Source organism: Kitasatospora sp. NPDC101155, assembly GCF_044768305.1.
In the GTDB taxonomy this organism is placed as follows: Bacteria; Actinomycetota; Actinomycetes; order Streptomycetales; family Streptomycetaceae; genus Kitasatospora.
On the sequence record NZ_JBIWPN010000001.1, the window covers coordinates 318,596 to 334,334 of the forward strand.

16 protein-coding genes are annotated in these 15,739 nt (G+C 73.2%); 10 read left to right on the plus strand and 6 right to left on the minus strand.

Features of this window, described 5'->3' with window-relative positions; all coding sequences use genetic code 11:
- Positions 1-415 precede the first annotated feature (415 nt).
- Together ACIRYZ_RS01555 and ACIRYZ_RS01560 are read right to left on the minus strand one after the other, a co-directional pair.
- Positions 416-1,534, minus strand: a complete 1,119-nt coding sequence (locus tag ACIRYZ_RS01555; protein WP_402938084.1) for a nucleotide disphospho-sugar-binding domain-containing protein — start codon at positions 1,532-1,534, stop codon at positions 416-418.
- 198 nt (positions 1,535-1,732) lie between these two features.
- Positions 1,733-1,894, minus strand: coding sequence for a hypothetical protein (locus tag ACIRYZ_RS01560; protein ID WP_402938086.1), 162 nt, complete (start codon positions 1,892-1,894; stop codon positions 1,733-1,735).
- 303 nt (positions 1,895-2,197) lie between these two features.
- On the opposite strand from ACIRYZ_RS01560, the gene ACIRYZ_RS01565 reads away from it, so the two are divergent.
- A complete protein-coding gene (locus ACIRYZ_RS01565) occupies positions 2,198-2,758 on the plus strand; it encodes a hypothetical protein (protein ID WP_402938089.1) in 561 nt (186 codons plus the stop codon).
- A 462-nt stretch (positions 2,759-3,220) separates the two neighbouring features.
- Here the strand turns inward: ACIRYZ_RS01565 and ACIRYZ_RS01570 are convergent, their stop codons facing one another.
- On the minus strand, positions 3,221-3,853 hold the full coding sequence (locus tag ACIRYZ_RS01570) for a response regulator (protein ID WP_402938091.1): 633 nt from the start codon (positions 3,851-3,853) through the stop codon (positions 3,221-3,223).
- A complete protein-coding gene (locus tag ACIRYZ_RS01575; RefSeq protein WP_402938094.1) occupies positions 3,850-5,097 on the minus strand; it encodes a sensor histidine kinase in 1,248 nt (415 codons plus the stop codon). Before ACIRYZ_RS01575 ends, ACIRYZ_RS01570 begins: the two co-directional genes overlap by 4 nt.
- A 326-nt stretch (positions 5,098-5,423) precedes the next feature.
- On the opposite strand from ACIRYZ_RS01575, the gene ACIRYZ_RS01580 reads away from it, so the two are divergent.
- The 7 genes from ACIRYZ_RS01580 to ACIRYZ_RS01610 all read left to right on the plus strand — a co-directional run bounded on the left by ACIRYZ_RS01580 (position 5,424) and on the right by ACIRYZ_RS01610 (position 12,012).
- A complete protein-coding gene (locus tag ACIRYZ_RS01580) occupies positions 5,424-5,984 on the plus strand; it encodes a heme-binding protein (RefSeq protein WP_402938096.1) in 561 nt (186 codons plus the stop codon).
- A 170-nt stretch (positions 5,985-6,154) separates the two neighbouring features.
- Positions 6,155-6,580 (plus strand): hypothetical protein, encoded by a 426-nt coding sequence (locus ACIRYZ_RS01585; protein ID WP_402938098.1) that lies wholly within the window; start codon positions 6,155-6,157, stop codon positions 6,578-6,580.
- A gap of 132 nt (positions 6,581-6,712) precedes the next feature.
- A complete protein-coding gene (locus ACIRYZ_RS01590; protein ID WP_402938101.1) occupies positions 6,713-7,600 on the plus strand; it encodes an NAD(P)-dependent oxidoreductase in 888 nt (295 codons plus the stop codon).
- Between the two features lie 118 nt (positions 7,601-7,718).
- Entirely contained in the window at positions 7,719-8,297 is a 579-nt protein-coding gene (locus ACIRYZ_RS01595; RefSeq protein ID WP_402938103.1) for a flavodoxin family protein, read from the plus strand.
- 305 nt (positions 8,298-8,602) lie between these two features.
- Entirely contained in the window at positions 8,603-9,790 is a 1,188-nt protein-coding gene (locus ACIRYZ_RS01600; RefSeq protein ID WP_402938106.1) for an LPXTG cell wall anchor domain-containing protein, read from the plus strand.
- A 137-nt stretch (positions 9,791-9,927) separates the two neighbouring features.
- A complete protein-coding gene (locus ACIRYZ_RS01605) occupies positions 9,928-11,157 on the plus strand; it encodes a hypothetical protein (RefSeq protein WP_402938108.1) in 1,230 nt (409 codons plus the stop codon).
- A gap of 78 nt (positions 11,158-11,235) precedes the next feature.
- On the plus strand, positions 11,236-12,012 hold the full coding sequence (locus ACIRYZ_RS01610) for a MerR family transcriptional regulator (protein ID WP_402938111.1): 777 nt from the start codon (positions 11,236-11,238) through the stop codon (positions 12,010-12,012).
- A 60-nt stretch (positions 12,013-12,072) separates the two neighbouring features.
- Here the strand turns inward: ACIRYZ_RS01610 and ACIRYZ_RS01615 are convergent, their stop codons facing one another.
- Both ACIRYZ_RS01615 and ACIRYZ_RS01620 read right to left on the minus strand, forming a co-directional pair.
- Entirely contained in the window at positions 12,073-13,161 is a 1,089-nt protein-coding gene (locus tag ACIRYZ_RS01615; RefSeq protein WP_402938114.1) for a helix-turn-helix domain-containing protein, read from the minus strand.
- A 97-nt stretch (positions 13,162-13,258) separates the two neighbouring features.
- Positions 13,259-13,408: a hypothetical protein gene (locus tag ACIRYZ_RS01620; RefSeq protein ID WP_402938117.1), complete on the minus strand. Its 150-nt coding sequence runs from the start codon at positions 13,406-13,408 to the stop codon at positions 13,259-13,261.
- Here ACIRYZ_RS01620 and ACIRYZ_RS01625 point away from each other — a divergent pair.
- Together ACIRYZ_RS01625 and ACIRYZ_RS01630 are read left to right on the plus strand one after the other, a co-directional pair.
- Positions 13,395-14,081, plus strand: coding sequence for an RNA polymerase sigma factor (locus ACIRYZ_RS01625; RefSeq protein ID WP_393023304.1), 687 nt, complete (start codon positions 13,395-13,397; stop codon positions 14,079-14,081). The genes ACIRYZ_RS01620 and ACIRYZ_RS01625 overlap by 14 nt on opposite strands.
- Positions 14,078-15,532, plus strand: coding sequence for a hypothetical protein (locus tag ACIRYZ_RS01630; RefSeq protein ID WP_402938120.1), 1,455 nt, complete (start codon positions 14,078-14,080; stop codon positions 15,530-15,532). The genes ACIRYZ_RS01625 and ACIRYZ_RS01630 overlap by 4 nt, the downstream gene beginning before the upstream one ends.
- Positions 15,533-15,739 lie beyond the last annotated feature (207 nt).

The following is a 15,739-nucleotide window of genomic DNA, read 5'->3' on the forward strand; positions in this document are numbered from 1 at the left end:
AACTCCCGGGGGTGCCCCCGCCCCCCCCCATGCCGCGGCGCGGCGGGGTGGTCCTTCTCGAATTACTTTTCTTTTCGCCGGCCGGGGGGGGGGGGGGGGGGGGGCGCCCCCCCCCCCACGCCTATGGTCTCGGCCGCGGCAGCGGCAGAGAGCTGGCCGTGGCGCGTGCCAGATCCGTGCCAGAACGGGTGGTGAAAGACGGGCAGCGGCGGTCGGTGTCGGCCGTCCGAAGATCCGCCTGCAGGGGTATCGCTGCAGGTCGGATGGATTTTGTGGCCCGGAAGCCCAAAGATTCCCAAGCTTAGAGCGCGAGTTCGATTCTCGTCGCCCGCTCCATACCGAAAGCCGCAGGTCAGCGACCTGCGGCTTTTCCTTTGCCCGGATGCGGACGGTTACCGACCGCGGCCGGTGGGGGTCAGTGGGCGGTGGTGAGGGATTCGAGGGTGGGGACGAGGGCGGCGGGGGTGGGGAGGGCGGCGTTGTCGGCCTGGAGGCGGCGGGCGGCGGTGCGGAGGGCGGGGTCGGTGAGGAGGCGGTTGAGGAGGGGGGTGTCGACGGCTTCGGAGGCGGAGCTCAGGGCGGCGCCGGTGGCGGTGAGGGCCTCGGTGTTGTTGTAGTGGTCGGCGCCCTGGGGGAGGAGCAGCTGGGGCAGGCCGGCTTGAAGGGCGGTCAGCATGGTGCCCGAGCCGCCGTGGTGGATCAGCGCGTCGGCGCGGCTGAGCAGTTCGTTGAGCGGGATCCAGGGCAGTCCGCGGACGTTGGCGGGCAGGGTGCCGAGCGGGGCGAGGTCGGCGTCGCCGATGGCGAGCAGGAAGTCCGCGTCGACCTCGGCCGCGGCCTCGACCATGCGGACGACGGCCCGGACGCCGTCGAGCTCGGCGAGGACGGTGCCCAGGGTGACGACGACCCGCGGGCGGTCGGCGGGGCGGAGGAACTCGGTCGGGACCAGGCCGCCGCCGTTGTAGGGGATGTAGCGCATCCGCAGGCCGTCCGGGTCGCCGCCGAGCGGGCCGACGTTGAGCGCGGTGGCAGTGGTCGGCCCGGCCAGACCGTGCCGCTCGTAGAGGTCGGTGACGTGGGAGGCGAGCAGGTCGACCATGGGGAGGCCGGTGCTGACCCCGAAGTTGTGGACCACCGACGGGATCTTGAGCAGGGCCGCCACCAGCGGGGGAGCGGCGTGGAAGGAGTCGTGGACGAGCAGGTCGGCGCCCCAGTCGCTGGTGATCTCCAGCAGCTGGTCGACCGAGGGGCGGGAGGCGTGCGCGAAGATCGCGGCCGCCAGGTCGAAGATCTCTTCCTGCGACTTGTCCCGGTTGACGTACTCGACCTTGCCGTTGAGCCGCTCCTCGAACATCTCCCGCAGGTGCCGGCCGTCGCCGATCTCGACGACCGGGAAGCCCGCGCTGCGGAGCTGGTCGAGCGGCTGCCCGCAGGCGAACAGGACCTCGTGCCCGACGGCGCGCAGCGCCTGCGCGGTCGGCACCATCGGGAACAGGTGACCGGCCGAGGCGGGGCCGGTGAAGAGTATGCGCATGGTCTACTCCTTGCCAGTGAAGCTAACAAGGCAGTTTCATCCCAAAAGCTGACGTTCAGTCAATTTGATTCGGATCACCATGCGCGGTTATCGGCCGTTTTGATCAGGGACTTGTTACCTGGGTGGCGGTGTGCTCCAACTCCCGCTTCTGCTGCCCGCCCCGCCCCGCCCCGCCGCCCGTTGCCCGCAGCCCGTCGGTCATCCGGCGGCGAGGGAGTCGCGGACGGTCATGGTGAAGGCGGCGGGCTGTTCGGCGAGGACGATGTGGCCCGTGTCGAACTCGGCGTAGCTGCTGGTGGGGAGGGTGGCGTAGCGACCGAAGGCCTCGGGGTGGTCGGCGAGGGAGGGCCAGGTGGCCATGGAGAGTCGCAGGCACTCGTCCTGTTCGGCGTCGACCCAGCCGGCCGCGTGCGGGCGGTGCTGACGGTGATGGTGGGCATGGCGGGGGTTCCTCCTGGTCCGATCCGATCCGGTTCGGGCCGGCCGGCCCGGGTGGCGACGAGAAGTAAACTGCACGGTGCAGATCAGTGATTCAACTGCACCGTGCAGTGTAATTTGAGGTGGAGGAACGGTGCGGGACGGAACTGTCCGTGCCCGGCCACCGTCCAAGGGGTGACGGAATGCCTGCCCGGGTTGAACGCCGGGAGGAGTATGGAGGGCCCAGTGCAGTCAGGTGGTGTCGAACTGAACCTCGGATGCCCGGACGGTTCTCGCGACGGCTCCCCGTCCGCGCCCGCCTGGTGGCCGGCGCTGGCTCCGGAGGTGACGGCCGATCAACTCGATGCGGCGGAACGCTGCGAGGCGCTGCTCCGGGAAACCGTGGACGCCGTCCGGCCGGCGCCGGCCTGGCGCGCGGCGGCACCTCGGGCGGGCGCGCGACTGCCGCTGCCGGGCCGGGAGTCGGAGGCGCACTGGTACGTCACCCGGGGCCGGCATCTGCTCACCGTCGTATCGCCTTGCCGTCGGGCGGAGTTGGCGGGGGTGGTGGAGCGGCACTGGCGGCGGCGGGGGTGGGCGATCACCTCGCTGAACGCCGGGCGGGACCGGGTGGGGGTGTCCGCCGTCGCCCGGGGCGGATATCAACTGGCGCTGAGCATCGGCGAGTTCGGTGAAATCGCGCTGACCGCGAGCTCGCCCGGGACGGCCTGCCCGGAGTGGCCGGGGGTCGGTGGGTCCGCGCCGCTGCCGGACGTGCACTGCCCGTACTGGAGCGCGCTGATGTGATGCGGGGCTCACGGGGGAGGCGTGGAGCGAGTCCCCCCGGACCCGCTCCACGCCGCCTCGTCGCGCGGCTTCGGCGCTGCCGCTCCCCCCGACACCCCGGCAATCCCGCCGTCCCCCCTGGCAACACCCTCCGGCGAGAGCGGTCCGCACAGGCCCCGGCGAGCCCCCACCTCCGGGGACGTCGTGGCATCACGCTAACAAACCGCGTGGTTGGTTTGTCAATAGTGAGATCCACGAAAAATCCACAATCGTGAGGACGGGTTCTGGTTGCTCCGACGGGCGTCCCACCAGGCAGTTGTGTGCCGGTCAGGGCGGCGTACGGCAGCCGGGCGCGCGCCCGGGACCGGCCCGGCGGGTGGGGTGCGGCGCCTGGAATCCGACATTCCGAGCATCATGGCAGCACACAGTGACACCGTGCGAGTGCCCAGCGCAGCCACCGACCCTCCTGGCCGTGCGGCCGGCTCAGCGCAGCAGCCGGCGCTCCTTGGCCACCGCCACCGCTCCGGCCCGGGTTTCCACGCCCAACTTGTCGTAGATCCGGCCCAGATGGGTCTTCACCGTCGCCTCGCTGATGAACAGCGCCCGCGCGATCTCCCGGTTGCCCAGGCCCTGCGCCAGCTGTTCCAGGATGTCCTGCTCGCGCTCGGTGAGCTGCGGCGCGGGCGCCCGCATCTGCGCCACCACCCGGGAGGCGACCGGTGGCGAGAGCACCGTCCGGCCCTGGGCGGCCGCGTGGACGGCGGCGAACAGCTCCTCCGGCCGTTCGGCCTTCAGCAGGTAGCCGGTGGCGCCCGCGGCGATCGCCCGGGTGATGTCGGCGTCGGTGTCGTAGGTGGTGAGCACCAGGACGTGCGGCCCGCCCGGGGCGGCGGTGATCCGCCGGGTGGCCTCCACGCCGTCGATGCCGTCGCCGAGCTGGAGGTCCATCAGCACCACCTGCGGCGCCAGCTTGGCGGCCAGCGCGACCGCCTCCTCCCCGGTGCTCGCCTCGCCGACCACCTCGATGTCGCCCGCGCTGGCGAGCAGCGCCAGCAGGCCGGCCCGTACCACCGCGTGGTCGTCGCAGACCAGCAGCCGGACAGGGGTCGTGTTCATCGGTGCTCCAGGGGGATCGCGGCGGAGACGACGGTTCCCTCGCCGGGGGTGCTCTCCACGGTCAGCCTGCCACCCAGCTGCCGCAGCCGGGCCCGCATGGCCGGCAGGCCGTACCCGCGCCCGCCGCCGGAACCGGCCGCGTCCGGGGCGAAGCCCCGTCCGTCGTCGGCGATGTCCAGCACCGCCTGGTCGCCCAGGAACGACAGGGTGATCGCCGCCGCCGAGGCCCCTGCGTGCTCGCGGACGTTGGCCAGCGCGCCCTGGGCGATCCGCAGCAGCGCGGACTGCGTGGCGGCGGGCAGCGGTACGGGCGTGCCGTCCAGGTGGAAGCGGACCGGCAGCCCGCTCTCGGCGGACTCCCGCTCGGCCAGCGCCCGCAGCGCCCGGTCCAGGGTGGCGCCGTCGGCCAGCTCGGCCGGGGCGAGGTCGTGGACGAAGCGGCGGGCCTCGGCCAGGTTCCGGGAGGCCACCTCGGCGGCGGTCCGGACGTGGGTACGGGCGGTCGCCGGATCGGTGTCCCAGGTGCGCTCGGCGGCCTGCAGCAGCATCCGCTGGCTGGACAGGCCCTGTGCCACGGTGTCGTGGATCTCCATCGCCAGCCGCTCGCGTTCGGCGAGGGTGCCCTCCCGCCGTTCGGTGGCGGCGAGTTCGCGCCGGGTGCGGACCAGGTCGGCGATCAGCGCCCGCTGCCGGGCGGCCTGCCGGGCCATGAACAGGAAGACCCCGGTGGCCAGCGCGGCCACCGCGGGCGGCAGCAGGACGAGGGTGGCGTCCGTCCCGCCGGGCAGCCGGACCTCGGCGATCACCACCAGCAGCGTCAGCGCCGCCACCAGCGGGATCGCCGCCTTCGCGGGCAGCGCCCGCAGAGCGGTGTAGATCAGCGGGACGGCGCACCAGGCGAAGCTCGGGGCGAGCAGCACCAACACCACCCAGAGCGCGACCACCAGGGCCAACGGCCACCGGCGCGGCCGGCCGGGCGCGGGCGGGCGGCGGTGGTCCAACCAGGAGGCGGCCGGCCGGGCGACGGCCAGGGCGGAGCTCAGCCCGATCACCCAGGGGATCCAGGGGCTCCCGGCGTGGTGGGTGAGGTAGCGGCTGAGCGAGGCGGCGAGCAGCAGCAGGAACGCGGAGTCCAGCAGCAGCGCCAGCCGGCCCGCGTCCGGGTCCCCGGCGTCGCGGCCGCCGACGGACCGGCGGGCGGACCGGCGGGCGGACCGGCCGGTGGACGGGCGGGGCAGCTGCACGGGTGGCTCCTGGCGGTACGCGGTACGCGGTACGCGGTACGCGGCGCGCGGCACACGGTGCGAGGTGCCAGCGCTCAGCGCACTGGCCTGCGCCGATCCCTCGATGGTGACCCGTCCGGCCCGGCCCCGCATCAGCCGATCGGCTGACGGCACCGTCCCCCATCATGCCCGGACGGTCGCGCCGGAACGTCGATGCCGCGCGCCCGGATCCGGCCGGAGGATCGAAGCAGAGCCGGGCGGTCCCCCCGCCGCCCGGCCCCGAATCCGCCGCCGCCCGATCCGCCGTGCGGGCCGCGGACCCCGCAGATCCGTTGAGGAGCTGGACCATGAAGAAGACCTCCGTGCGCACCCGGGTGCTGACCGGCACCGTCGCCGTCGCCGCGCTCGCCGCCGCCGGTGTGGGCGCCGTCTCGGCCAGCGCCGAGACCACCGAGACCCCGGCCGCGCCGGCCGCCGTCAAGGTCGACACCCAGAACAAGAACCTGGCCCAGAGCACCGGCCTGACCATCGACGCCGCCACCCGCGCCGCCCAGGCCGCCCTGGACGCGGCCACCAAGGCCGGCCAGCACGTCTCGGTCGCCGTGGTCGACCGCGACGGCGTCACCCGGGTCCTGCTCAAGGGCGACGGCGCCGGCCCGCAGGCCCCGGAGTCGGCCGAGCGCAAGGCCTTCACGGCGGTCTCCTGGAACGCCCCGACCTCGGAGCTGGCCAAGCGCCTCGCCCAGGCCCCCAACCTGAAGGACATCCCGGGCACGCTGTTCCTGGCCGGTGGTGCGCCGGTGCAGGCCGAGGGCGCTCCGGTCGCCGGCATCGGTGTCGCGGGCGCGCCCAGCGGCGACCTGGACGAGCAGTTCGCGCGGGCAGGCGTCGCCGCCCTGGCGAAGTGACGCACCCGGCCGGTCGGCCCACCCCCGTGGCCGACCGGCCGGACCCGCGTTCCGGGCTGAGCGCCGCGGTGTCCTCGTTCGGGTGAACACCGGGAGGGTCGTCGCAGAACAGGCGATGACCCTTCGAAAAGCCGGTGTCGTTGTCAGTGCCGCGTGGCAGGCTTCCCGGTATGACGGCGTGGACCCTCAACGACATCGAACGTGCGATCCGCTCCTCCTGGGGTGTCGACACCTGTGCGCCCGAGGACCTGGCCCACTGGCGTCCTGACAATCCCGCCCGCGGCCAGTGCGGGGTGACGTCGCTGGTGGTGAACGACCTGCTCGGCGGCGAGCTGATGATGGGCGAGGTGCGCGTCGACGGGGTCCGGACGGACCTCCACTGGTGGAACCGCTTCGCCACCGGCTTCGAGATCGACCTCACCCGCGAGCAGTTCGGGCCGGACGAGCTGGTCGGCCCCGGCCGCCCGGTCGCCCGTCCGGGCCGCCCCGGCCGGCTCCAGGCCCAGTACGAGTTGCTGCGCCACCGGGTGGTGGCCGAGCTGGAGCGCGGGGCCGCCGCGAACCGCAGCCACCGGCGTGCGCGCGTCTGCGCCTGACCACCTCGGCGCCTGACCACCCCGGCGCCCGACGACTCGGAAGCCGAGCCACCCCGGCACCGGGCCGCCCTGACGTACAGTCGGCCACGAACGGACGGCTACGGATACGGCTACGGCGACGGGAGTGCGCGGATGACCGGGACGACGACGGTCGGTTTCGTGGGGCTTGGCGCGATGGGGCAGGGCATGGCCGGCAGCCTGCTGCGGGCCGGCCACGCGGTACGGGTCTGGAACCGTTCGCCCGCGCCGGTGGCCGCCCTGGTGGCCCAGGGCGCGGAGGCGGCCGGCACGGTCGCCGAGGTCTTCGCCGCCGACACGGTGGTCTCCATGCTGGCCAACGACGAGGCGTTCGAGTGGCTGCTGCTCGACCCCGGGCTGCTGGCGGGCGCGGGCGCGACCCTGCACGTCAACATGGCCACCGTCTCGCTGGCGCTCGCCGAGCGCGCCGAGGCGCTGCACGCCGAGCACGGCATCGGCTACGTCGCCGCGCCGGTCCTCGGCCGGCCCCCGGTCGCGGCGGCGGGCCGGCTCAACATCCTGGCCGCGGGCGCGCCGGAGCTGCTGGAGCGGGCCGAGCCGCTGTTCGCCGCGATGGGCGAGCGGACCTGGCGGTTCGGCGACAGCCCCCGACAGGCCAACACCGCCAAGATCAGCACCAACTTCCTGCTGGCCTGCGCGATCGAGTCGATGGCCGAGGCGTGCAGCCTCGCCGAGGCCCACGGGGTGCGGCCCACCGACCTGGTCGAGATGCTCACCGGCACGCTCTTCCCGGGGCCGGTCTACTCCGGCTACGGCTCCATGGTCGCGGAACGCCGCTACGAGCCGGCCGGGTTCCGGCTGCCGCTCGGACTCAAGGACGTCGGCCTCGCCCTCGCGGCCGGGGCCGAGCGCAACGTCCCGCTGCCGTTCGGCGGCATCCTGCGGGACGCCTTCCTGGACGCGCTGGCCCACGGCGACGGGGACAAGGACTGGGCCGCCGTCGCCGAGGTCGCCCGTCGCCGGGCCGGGCTGCCGGACTGACGGGCGACGGGCTGCCGGGCTGACCCACCTGCGGTTCTCCGGGGCGCGGGCGCGGAATAACCGGCGCGCGACGGGTGCTCGCACCTCCGTCCGCAGCACCCGACCGGGGGAGTGTCCGATGTCCGACCGGCCGTCCGGCGCCCAGGCGCCACGCCGTTTCCTGTTCCTCGATGCGAGCGCGCGCGTCGGCGGCAACTCCGAGCGACTCGCCCGGCTGGCCGCCGAGTCGAGCCTGCCGGCCGGCGCGGAGCAGCGCTGGCTGCGGCTCGCCGACCACCCGCTGCCGCCCTTCCAGGACCTGCGGCACACCGGTGACGGCCGCTACCCCGAGCCGGTCGGGCACGAGCGGACCCTGCTGGAGGCCACTCTCGAAGCCACCGACCTGGTCTTCGTCGCGCCGCTGTACTGGTACTCGCTGCCGACCACCGCCAAGCTCTACCTCGACTACTGGTCGGCCTGGTTCCGGGTGCCCGGCCTGGACTTCCGCGCCGCGCTCCGCGGCGGCACCGTCTGGGGCGTCACCGCCCTCGCCACCGGGGACGACAAGGCCGAGCCGCTCATCGGCACGCTCCGGCTGACCGCCGAGTACATGGGGATGCGCTGGGGCGGCGCGCTGCTCGGCAACGGCACCCGCCCGGGGGACGTCCTGCGCGACGAGCGGGCGCTGATCGCGGCCAAGTCCTTCTTCGCGGACTGAGGCTCCCCGGCCTCCCGCGGAGTGACGCATTCACGCCATCCCGGCCCGTGCGGTACCGTCGTCCGGACGTGTACCCGTCACTCTGCGGTCATCTCCCGGCGAAGCGCAAAAGCCTTACGGACGGATGAAGTTGGATGATTCGGGCGCTCCGGGGCCGGGTGCGGGCCACAGCACGGCACCTGCCTTCCGGAGTGGCTGGATCGTTCGGTACTCTCCGTCGGACTTTCAGCTTCGCGGGGGGTTCGCGGCGTCTGCGGCCGCCCCCTCGCGCCCGGGCCTCGCCCGGACACTTCCGTGAGGTCTCCTTGTCCATACGTCGCAGTCTTGCCCTTGCCGGCGCCGCCGCGCTCGCGTCCTCGCTCGTGCTGGCCGGCGCCCAGGGCGCCATGGCCGTCGGTGTCACCGGCACCCCGTCCGCCGCGGCCCAGGCCGAGAAGGCGAGCCACCAGGCCCTCGACCTCTCGGTGCACGGCGTTCCCGGCACCTTCATCGCCGGTGGTGACGCCCGCGAGTTCACCTACCGGATCGACAACTCGACGAAGACCGACTTCGTCGCCTTCCCGCTGCTGAAGTTCAAGAACAAGGCGGGCACGCTCAAGGCGAAGGACCTCAAGCTCGAGTACCAGCTGCCGGCCTCGCTGCCCGGCGGCGGCACCTGGAAGACCGCCGTCATCGCCCCCGGTGGCGGCGACGGCGACGACAGCGCCGTGCTGATGTTCCTCGGCGACGTGACCGCCGAAGGCGACGCCGCCGACGGTGCCCTGCTCTACCTCGCCCAGGGCAAGAGCGTCGACATCAAGGTCCGCGCCTCCTTCACCAAGGACACCCCGCTGGGCAAGGCCGGTGTCGTGCCGGTGGTCTACTCCGCCGACGCCAACGACGAGAACGACCACGGCGGCTTCAGCTGTGACGGGATCAAGGGCGCCGGCTTCACCATCAAGGCCGGCGGCGGCAAGCCCACCCCGACCCCCACCCCGACCAAGACCGGCAAGCCGAGCCCGACCGCGAGCAGCTCGCCCACGGCCAGCCACACGCCGACCTCCAGCGCGTCGCCGACCGGCACGGCCACCGCCACCGCGACGGCCACCGCGACGGCCACCGCGACCCCCACCACCGAGCCGACGAAGCCCACCGCCGAGCCGACGACGCCGACCACGGCGCCGACCACCCCGGCCACCGGCACCGGTTCGCCGTCCGCCTCGCCGTCCGACTCCGGTGCGACCGGCGCCCCGGTGCCGTCCGGCGACAGCAGCACCGACGCCCCGCAGCCGATCGACTTCCCGGTGCAGAACCCGACCGTCACCCCGCCGAAGATCACCCCGAGCGGTGTCACCAAGGCCAAGACCGCCGCCGCCAACGCGGACAAGTCCCTCGCCACCACCGGTGGCGGTGATCACACCACCGCGATCGCGGCCACCGGCGGCGCCGTCCTGGTCGCCGGTGTCGGCACCCTCGTGGTGCTGCGTCGTCGCAAGTCGGGCCAGCAGAGCTGACCCAGGGGGGAGCTCCGTGAGTACCGCCGTGTCGCCCGGCCGTCCGTTCGTACGGACACCCGGGCGGCACGGACGGTACTTCTCCGTCACATAGGATGTCCGGCCGGAGGGGGGCGGAACGGCGGGGAGAGGGACAGGTGCGGGTAGTACGTACGGCACAGACCACCACCGACTACGAAGCCGCGGCCGGGCGGATCGCGGGGCTTCCGCTCCGCAGGCACCATGTCCTGCTGGCCGCCTGGACGATCCTCTGGTTCTTCCTGGTCGAGCCCAGCGGCGGGTTCTCCTGGCACTACCTGCGCCAGGGCGAGCAGCTGCTCTTCAGCCACCAGGCCGACGGCGGCCTCTCGCTCTACGCCCACCACCCCGAGCTGCAGATCGGCCCGGTCAGCCTGGCCGCCGCCCGGCTCACCGCCCCGTTCTCACCGCACATCGGCCAGCTGGTCGCCGAGGCGGTGAGCGCCGGGCTCGGCCTGGTGATGCTGGTCCTGATCGGCCGCACCGCCGCCCTGTACTACCTGGGCACCGGCACCAACCACCGCCGGCTCCAGCAGCGCCTGCTGATCGCCGGACTGGCGTTCATCCCGATGTGGGTCGAGGTCTCGGTCCGCTTCGCGCACCTGGACGACGTCCTCGCGCTGTTCTTCACCACCCTCGCCGCGCACGCCCTGGCCCGCGGCAAGCCCACCCAGGTCGCGATCTTCCTGGCCCTGGCGGTGGACTCCAAGCCCTGGGCGATAGCCTTCGCCCCGCTGATCCTGGCCCTGCCCCGGCCCGCCTGGCTGCGCACCGTGATCTGGTGCGGCGTCCTGGTGGCGGTCGCCTGGCTGCCGTTCTACCTGGGCAACCTGGACACCCTCGCGGCCGCCAAGTTCACCATCCCGAACCAGCCCGCCTCCGCGCTGCGGTGGTTCGGGGTCACCGACCCCTCCACCCCCTGGTGGGACCGCCCGACCCAGTTCGCGCTCGGCATCGGCCTCGGCTGCGTCGCCGTCTGGCGCGGCCGCTGGCCGGCCGTGGTGCTGCTCGGCGCGGACGCCCGGATCCTGCTCGACCCGAGCGTCTACACGTACTACACGGCCTCGATCCTGCTCGGCACCCTGCTCTGGGACGCGGTCGGGCAGAAGCGGCTGGTCCCGTGGTGGAGCTGGATCGCGCTGGCCGCGCTGTACGGCGGCACGCTGTTCCTCCCGTCCGACTCGGCCCGCGGCTTCGTCCGGCTCGCCTTCGTGGTGGTCTCCGCCGGGTACGTGCTGTTCTGGCCCACCCAACAGACCCGGCGACCCCGCCCCCCGGCCCAGGGCGGCGACGGACGCCGCCGCACCGCCCGGCGGCGCGAGCGGGTGCTGGTCGGCGCGGGCACCTGAGACCCTCCGCGGCGACGGCTTGACCCTCACGCGACGTGAGAGCGGAGGGTTGTGGTCAGCACCAGGGAGGGAACCCGGATGAACGAGGACCAGGGCTACTCGGTCGGCGCCGTGGCGAAGATCGCCAAGGTCACCGTCCGCACCCTGCACCACTACGACGAGATCGGACTGCTGTCCCCCGCGGGCCGCACACGTACCGGCTACCGCCGGTACGTGGACGCCGACCTCGACCGGCTGCAGCAGATCCTGTTCTACCGCGAGCTCGGATTCCCACTGGAGGAGATCGCGGCGATCCTGGACGACGACTCGGTCAGCCCGAGCGAACACCTCCGGCGGCAGCACCGACTGCTCACCGACCGGATCAGGCACCTCCAGGAGCTCGCCACCGCCGTCGAACACGCCATGGAGGCACGCAGGATGGGCATTCAGCTGACCCCGGAGGAGAAGTTCGAGATCTTCGGTGAGGGCTACCGCGAGGAGTGGGAGCAGGAGGCCGAGCAGCGCTGGGGCGACACCGAGGCCTGGGCCGAGTCCCAGCGCCGCACCGGCGGCTACACCAAGGCCGACTGGCAGCGCATCCAGAACGAGATGACCGAGCTCAACAGCCGCCTGGCGGAGGCGGTCACCGCCGGTGAGCCCGCCGACGGCACCGCGGCCATGGACCTCGCCGAGGCCCACCGGCAGCACATCTGCCGGAACTTCTACGACTGCACGTTCACCATCCACCGCGGTCTGGCGGGCCTGTACGTCTCGGACCCGCGCTGGACCACCACCTACGAGGACCTCGCCCCCGGCCTGGCGCAGTGGCTGCACGACGCCATCCTCGCCAACGCGGACCGGAGCGAGAAGGCGTAACCGCCGTCACGGGGGGAATCGGCGGCCACGGGGGGCCGCCGGTGCTGGGGGAGCCGGTGGCTACGCCACCCCGCGCCCGAAGGAGCGCCGGTAGGCGGTCGGCGAGGTGCGCATCACCCGACCGAAGTGGTGGCGGAAGGTCGCCGCGCTCTCGAAGCCGACCGCCGCGGCGATCTCCTCCACCGTCCCGTCCGGGGACTCCAGCAACGACAGACTGGCCGCGATGCGCTGGGTGACGACCCAGCGCATCGGGCTGGTGCCGTTGCGCGCGGTGAAGTGCCGCAGGTACGAGCGGTCCGACATCCGGGCCGCCCGGGCCAGCACCGAGACGGTCAGCGGGTCGGCCAGGTGGTCCAGCGCCCACTGCATGCTGCGGGCGATCCCGTCGTCCTCCTCCTCGACCGGCCGGACGGCGGCCTCGATGAACTGCGCCTGCCCGCCGTCCCGGTGCGGTGCCACCACGAAGCGCCGGGCCACGGTGTTGGCCACCTTGGCGCCGTGGTCCCGCCGGACCAGGTGCAGGCACAGGTCGATCCCCGCCGCGCTGCCCGCGCTGGTGAGCACGTCACCGTTGTCCACGTACAGCACGTCCGGGTTGACCAGCACCTTCGGGTAGCGCTGCTGGAGCAGTTCGGCGTACCGCCAGTGGGTGGTGGCCTCCCGGCCGTCCAGCAGCCCGGCGGCGGCCAGCGCGAAGGCGCCCGAGCAGATCGACACGATCCGGGCGCCGCGCTCGTGCGCCGTCCGCAGCGCCTCGACCAGTTCGGGGGACACTTCGCCGCTGAAGGCGTTGCGCACCCCCGGGACCACCACGGTGTCGGCGGCCGCCAGGTCGTCCAGCCCGTACTTGGCGGTCAGCGCGAAGCCGCCCACCGCGTCCAGCTCCGTCCCGGGCCGGTCGGCGCACACCTTCAGCCCGTACCAGGGCGCGGCCAGCAGGCCGCTCAGCTCCGGCCGCGCCAGCCCGAACACCTCGACCACCACGCCGAGTTCGAACGGCGCCATGCCCTCGAAGGCGTACACCGCGACATCGTGCACGGGCTCCGGGCGACGGCCGATGACGACAGCCACCGGGCGCGACCGGACGTCCGCGCCGGTGCCCGCGCCGGTCGTGCTCTCGACGTGCTGCCCGGCGTGCTGCTCGGCCATGCGAACCCCCTGCTCACGGGTGGCGGAATCCCGGTGAGTGTAGCCGTCGCGGCCACCTCGAAACTTTTCGCGAATCCCCCTGCAACCTCTACGCCCGTCACACGTCCATTGCTACGGGGGTGGAGAGAACCGGGCCGAGGGTGGCTGCGAGGATCTCCCCGATCACGATCTTGATCAGGTGACCTGACGGTCCGGCGAACGCCGTCACCGTCCCGGGGGAAAGCAGACCGTACATGTCCATGGCCATCGGGCCGATCGCCGTGCCGGCGGGGCGGCGCGGCTTCTCCGTCCGCGGCGTGGTCGCCGCGCTGTTCGGCGCGCAGGAGGCCCAGGAGGCCGGCGCGCCGACCGCCGACCTCGGCTCCGACCGGCAGGCGGCACAGCGCCGTTCCGGCTTCCGGCTGCTGCGCGGCGGGCGCAAGCCCGCGGAGGAGCGGCCCACCCTGACCGACCTGTACCACGCCCACCGGCTGGGCCTGGTGCGGATGGCCGTGCTCCTGGTGGACCACCAGGACCTGGCCGAGGACGTCGTGCAGGAAGCTTTCACCCAGCTCTACCAGCGCCATGGCGAGAACCTGGACGACCTCGACAACGCCCTCGGATACCTGCGGACCTCGGTGGTCAACGGCGCCCGCTCGATGCTGCGCCGCCGCAAGACCGCCCGGGAGTACGTGCCCCCGCACGAGGCCGACGCGCCCTCCGCCGAGGACCACGCGGTGCTCAACGACGAGCACCGGCGAGTCCTCGTCGCCCTGCAGGAGTTGACCCCCCGCCAGCGTGAGGTGCTGGTGCTGCGCTACTGGTCCGACATGTCGGAGGCGCAGATAGCCGAGACCCTGGGACTCTCCCGGGGTGCCGTGAAGTCCACCGCCAGCCGGGCCCTGGACGCCTTGGAAAAGCACCTGGAGAAGGTTCGATGACCGACAAGTTCCCCCGCCCGGGCGGCGGTGACGGCGACGGGCCGGCCGAGACCCCGATGGAACGGCTGCTCCGCGAGGCGATGAACGCCCGGGTCTCCATGGTCAACGCCCACGACCTGCGCCCGGCCGCACCCCCGAAGGGCCGGATCCGCAGGCTCCGCCCGGTGTACCTGACCACCGCGCCGATCCTCGCCCTGGCCGCGTCCCTGGCCATCGGCGTGCTCGCCATCCACGGCGACCCGGTCGCCAAGCAGGACGTCCCCCCGCCCCCGGCCGCCAGCATCACCACCTCCCCGAGCCCGACGGCCACCCCGACCCCGACGGACACCCCGAGCCCGACGGCCACCCCCACCGACACCGGCACCCCGACCGGTGACGCGGAGACGGACGTCCCGCTCGCGGACGCCACCCCGCCCTCCGCTCCCCCGGCGACCGGCTCGGCGAGCTCGTACACCCTCCGGGGAGTCAAGTTCAAGGTCCCGGCCGGCTGGAAGGCCGTACCGGTCTCGCCCGACCGGGTCTGCGTCCTGAGCCCGGGCGCCCCCACGGACCCGCAGCAGAACTGGGAGCCGGCGAGGTGCGAGCCGTACGGCGTCCTGGTGGTGGTCTACAACAGCCCGGACGACCTCGAGAGCGGCGCCTGGCCCACGACAGCCGACCTGGCCTCCGACGGCGGCTGGGGCCACCAGCCGAACTGCCCCATCTGGGGGCGGCCCTACTTCCCGGTCAACGGCTACTCCTCGGTCGGCGCGCCGGTGCGGACCAAGCCCACCGTGGCGGGGAAGACGATCGACAAGACGCAGTGGAACGTCGGCTGCAATGCCGGCGACACCTTCACGGCCCAGCTGTGGGGCATGAGTTCGGACCAGGTCTTCGTCGTGGCGAACGGGCTCAAGGAGGACTACCAGGCGGGCCTGACGACGATCGTCAACAGCCTGGACGTGAGCGGCCACAAGGCGCCGAGCCCCACGTCCACCCCGACCGCGGCGACCAGCAAGGACATCGCCGTCGCGATCGACGCCAGCGGTCTCGGCGCCGGGCAGCAGGTGTCCACGAACGGCACTCCGGTGACGTTCACGGTGACGTACCGGAACACCGGCCAGAAGGCCTACGCGCAGGTCCAGCCGCTGGTGTACACCAAGGATTACCAGGGGACCCCGGGCGATGTCCTCCCGATCAACGCGGGCAAGCTGGAGCGCCAGGACGGAGGCTCCTGGGTCCAGATTCCGCTCTCGGTCGGGGGCGGCATGGACTACGCGATGGTGAACAAGGCGGCCTGGTTCTCGCTGGCGCCGGGCGAGAGTCGGAAGGTGACGTACCGGATCTCCCTGGACCCGGCGGACGGGCCCGGGGAGATGCCGCTGGTGGCCCAGGCGGCGCTGCCGTACCCGTCGACGGCGCCGCTGACCGTCCTGGGAGAGGTGAGCCAGGTGGTGAGGGTCGTGAAGTAGCCCTCCCGAGGCCGTTCTTGAGGCGCTGTGACCAGGATCTTCCCTGGTCGCGGCGCCTTTCGGCGTTCCGGGGCGAGGCCGCGAAAAAATTTCCGAACCCACCTGCAACCCCCTGCCGGGATGGACGTCTATCAGGGTGAGAGGCGGGGAGAGCGAGCCGGCGGGGCCGGAGCTCGGGCCGGCTCCTCGGGGCGCGAAGGCAAGGCG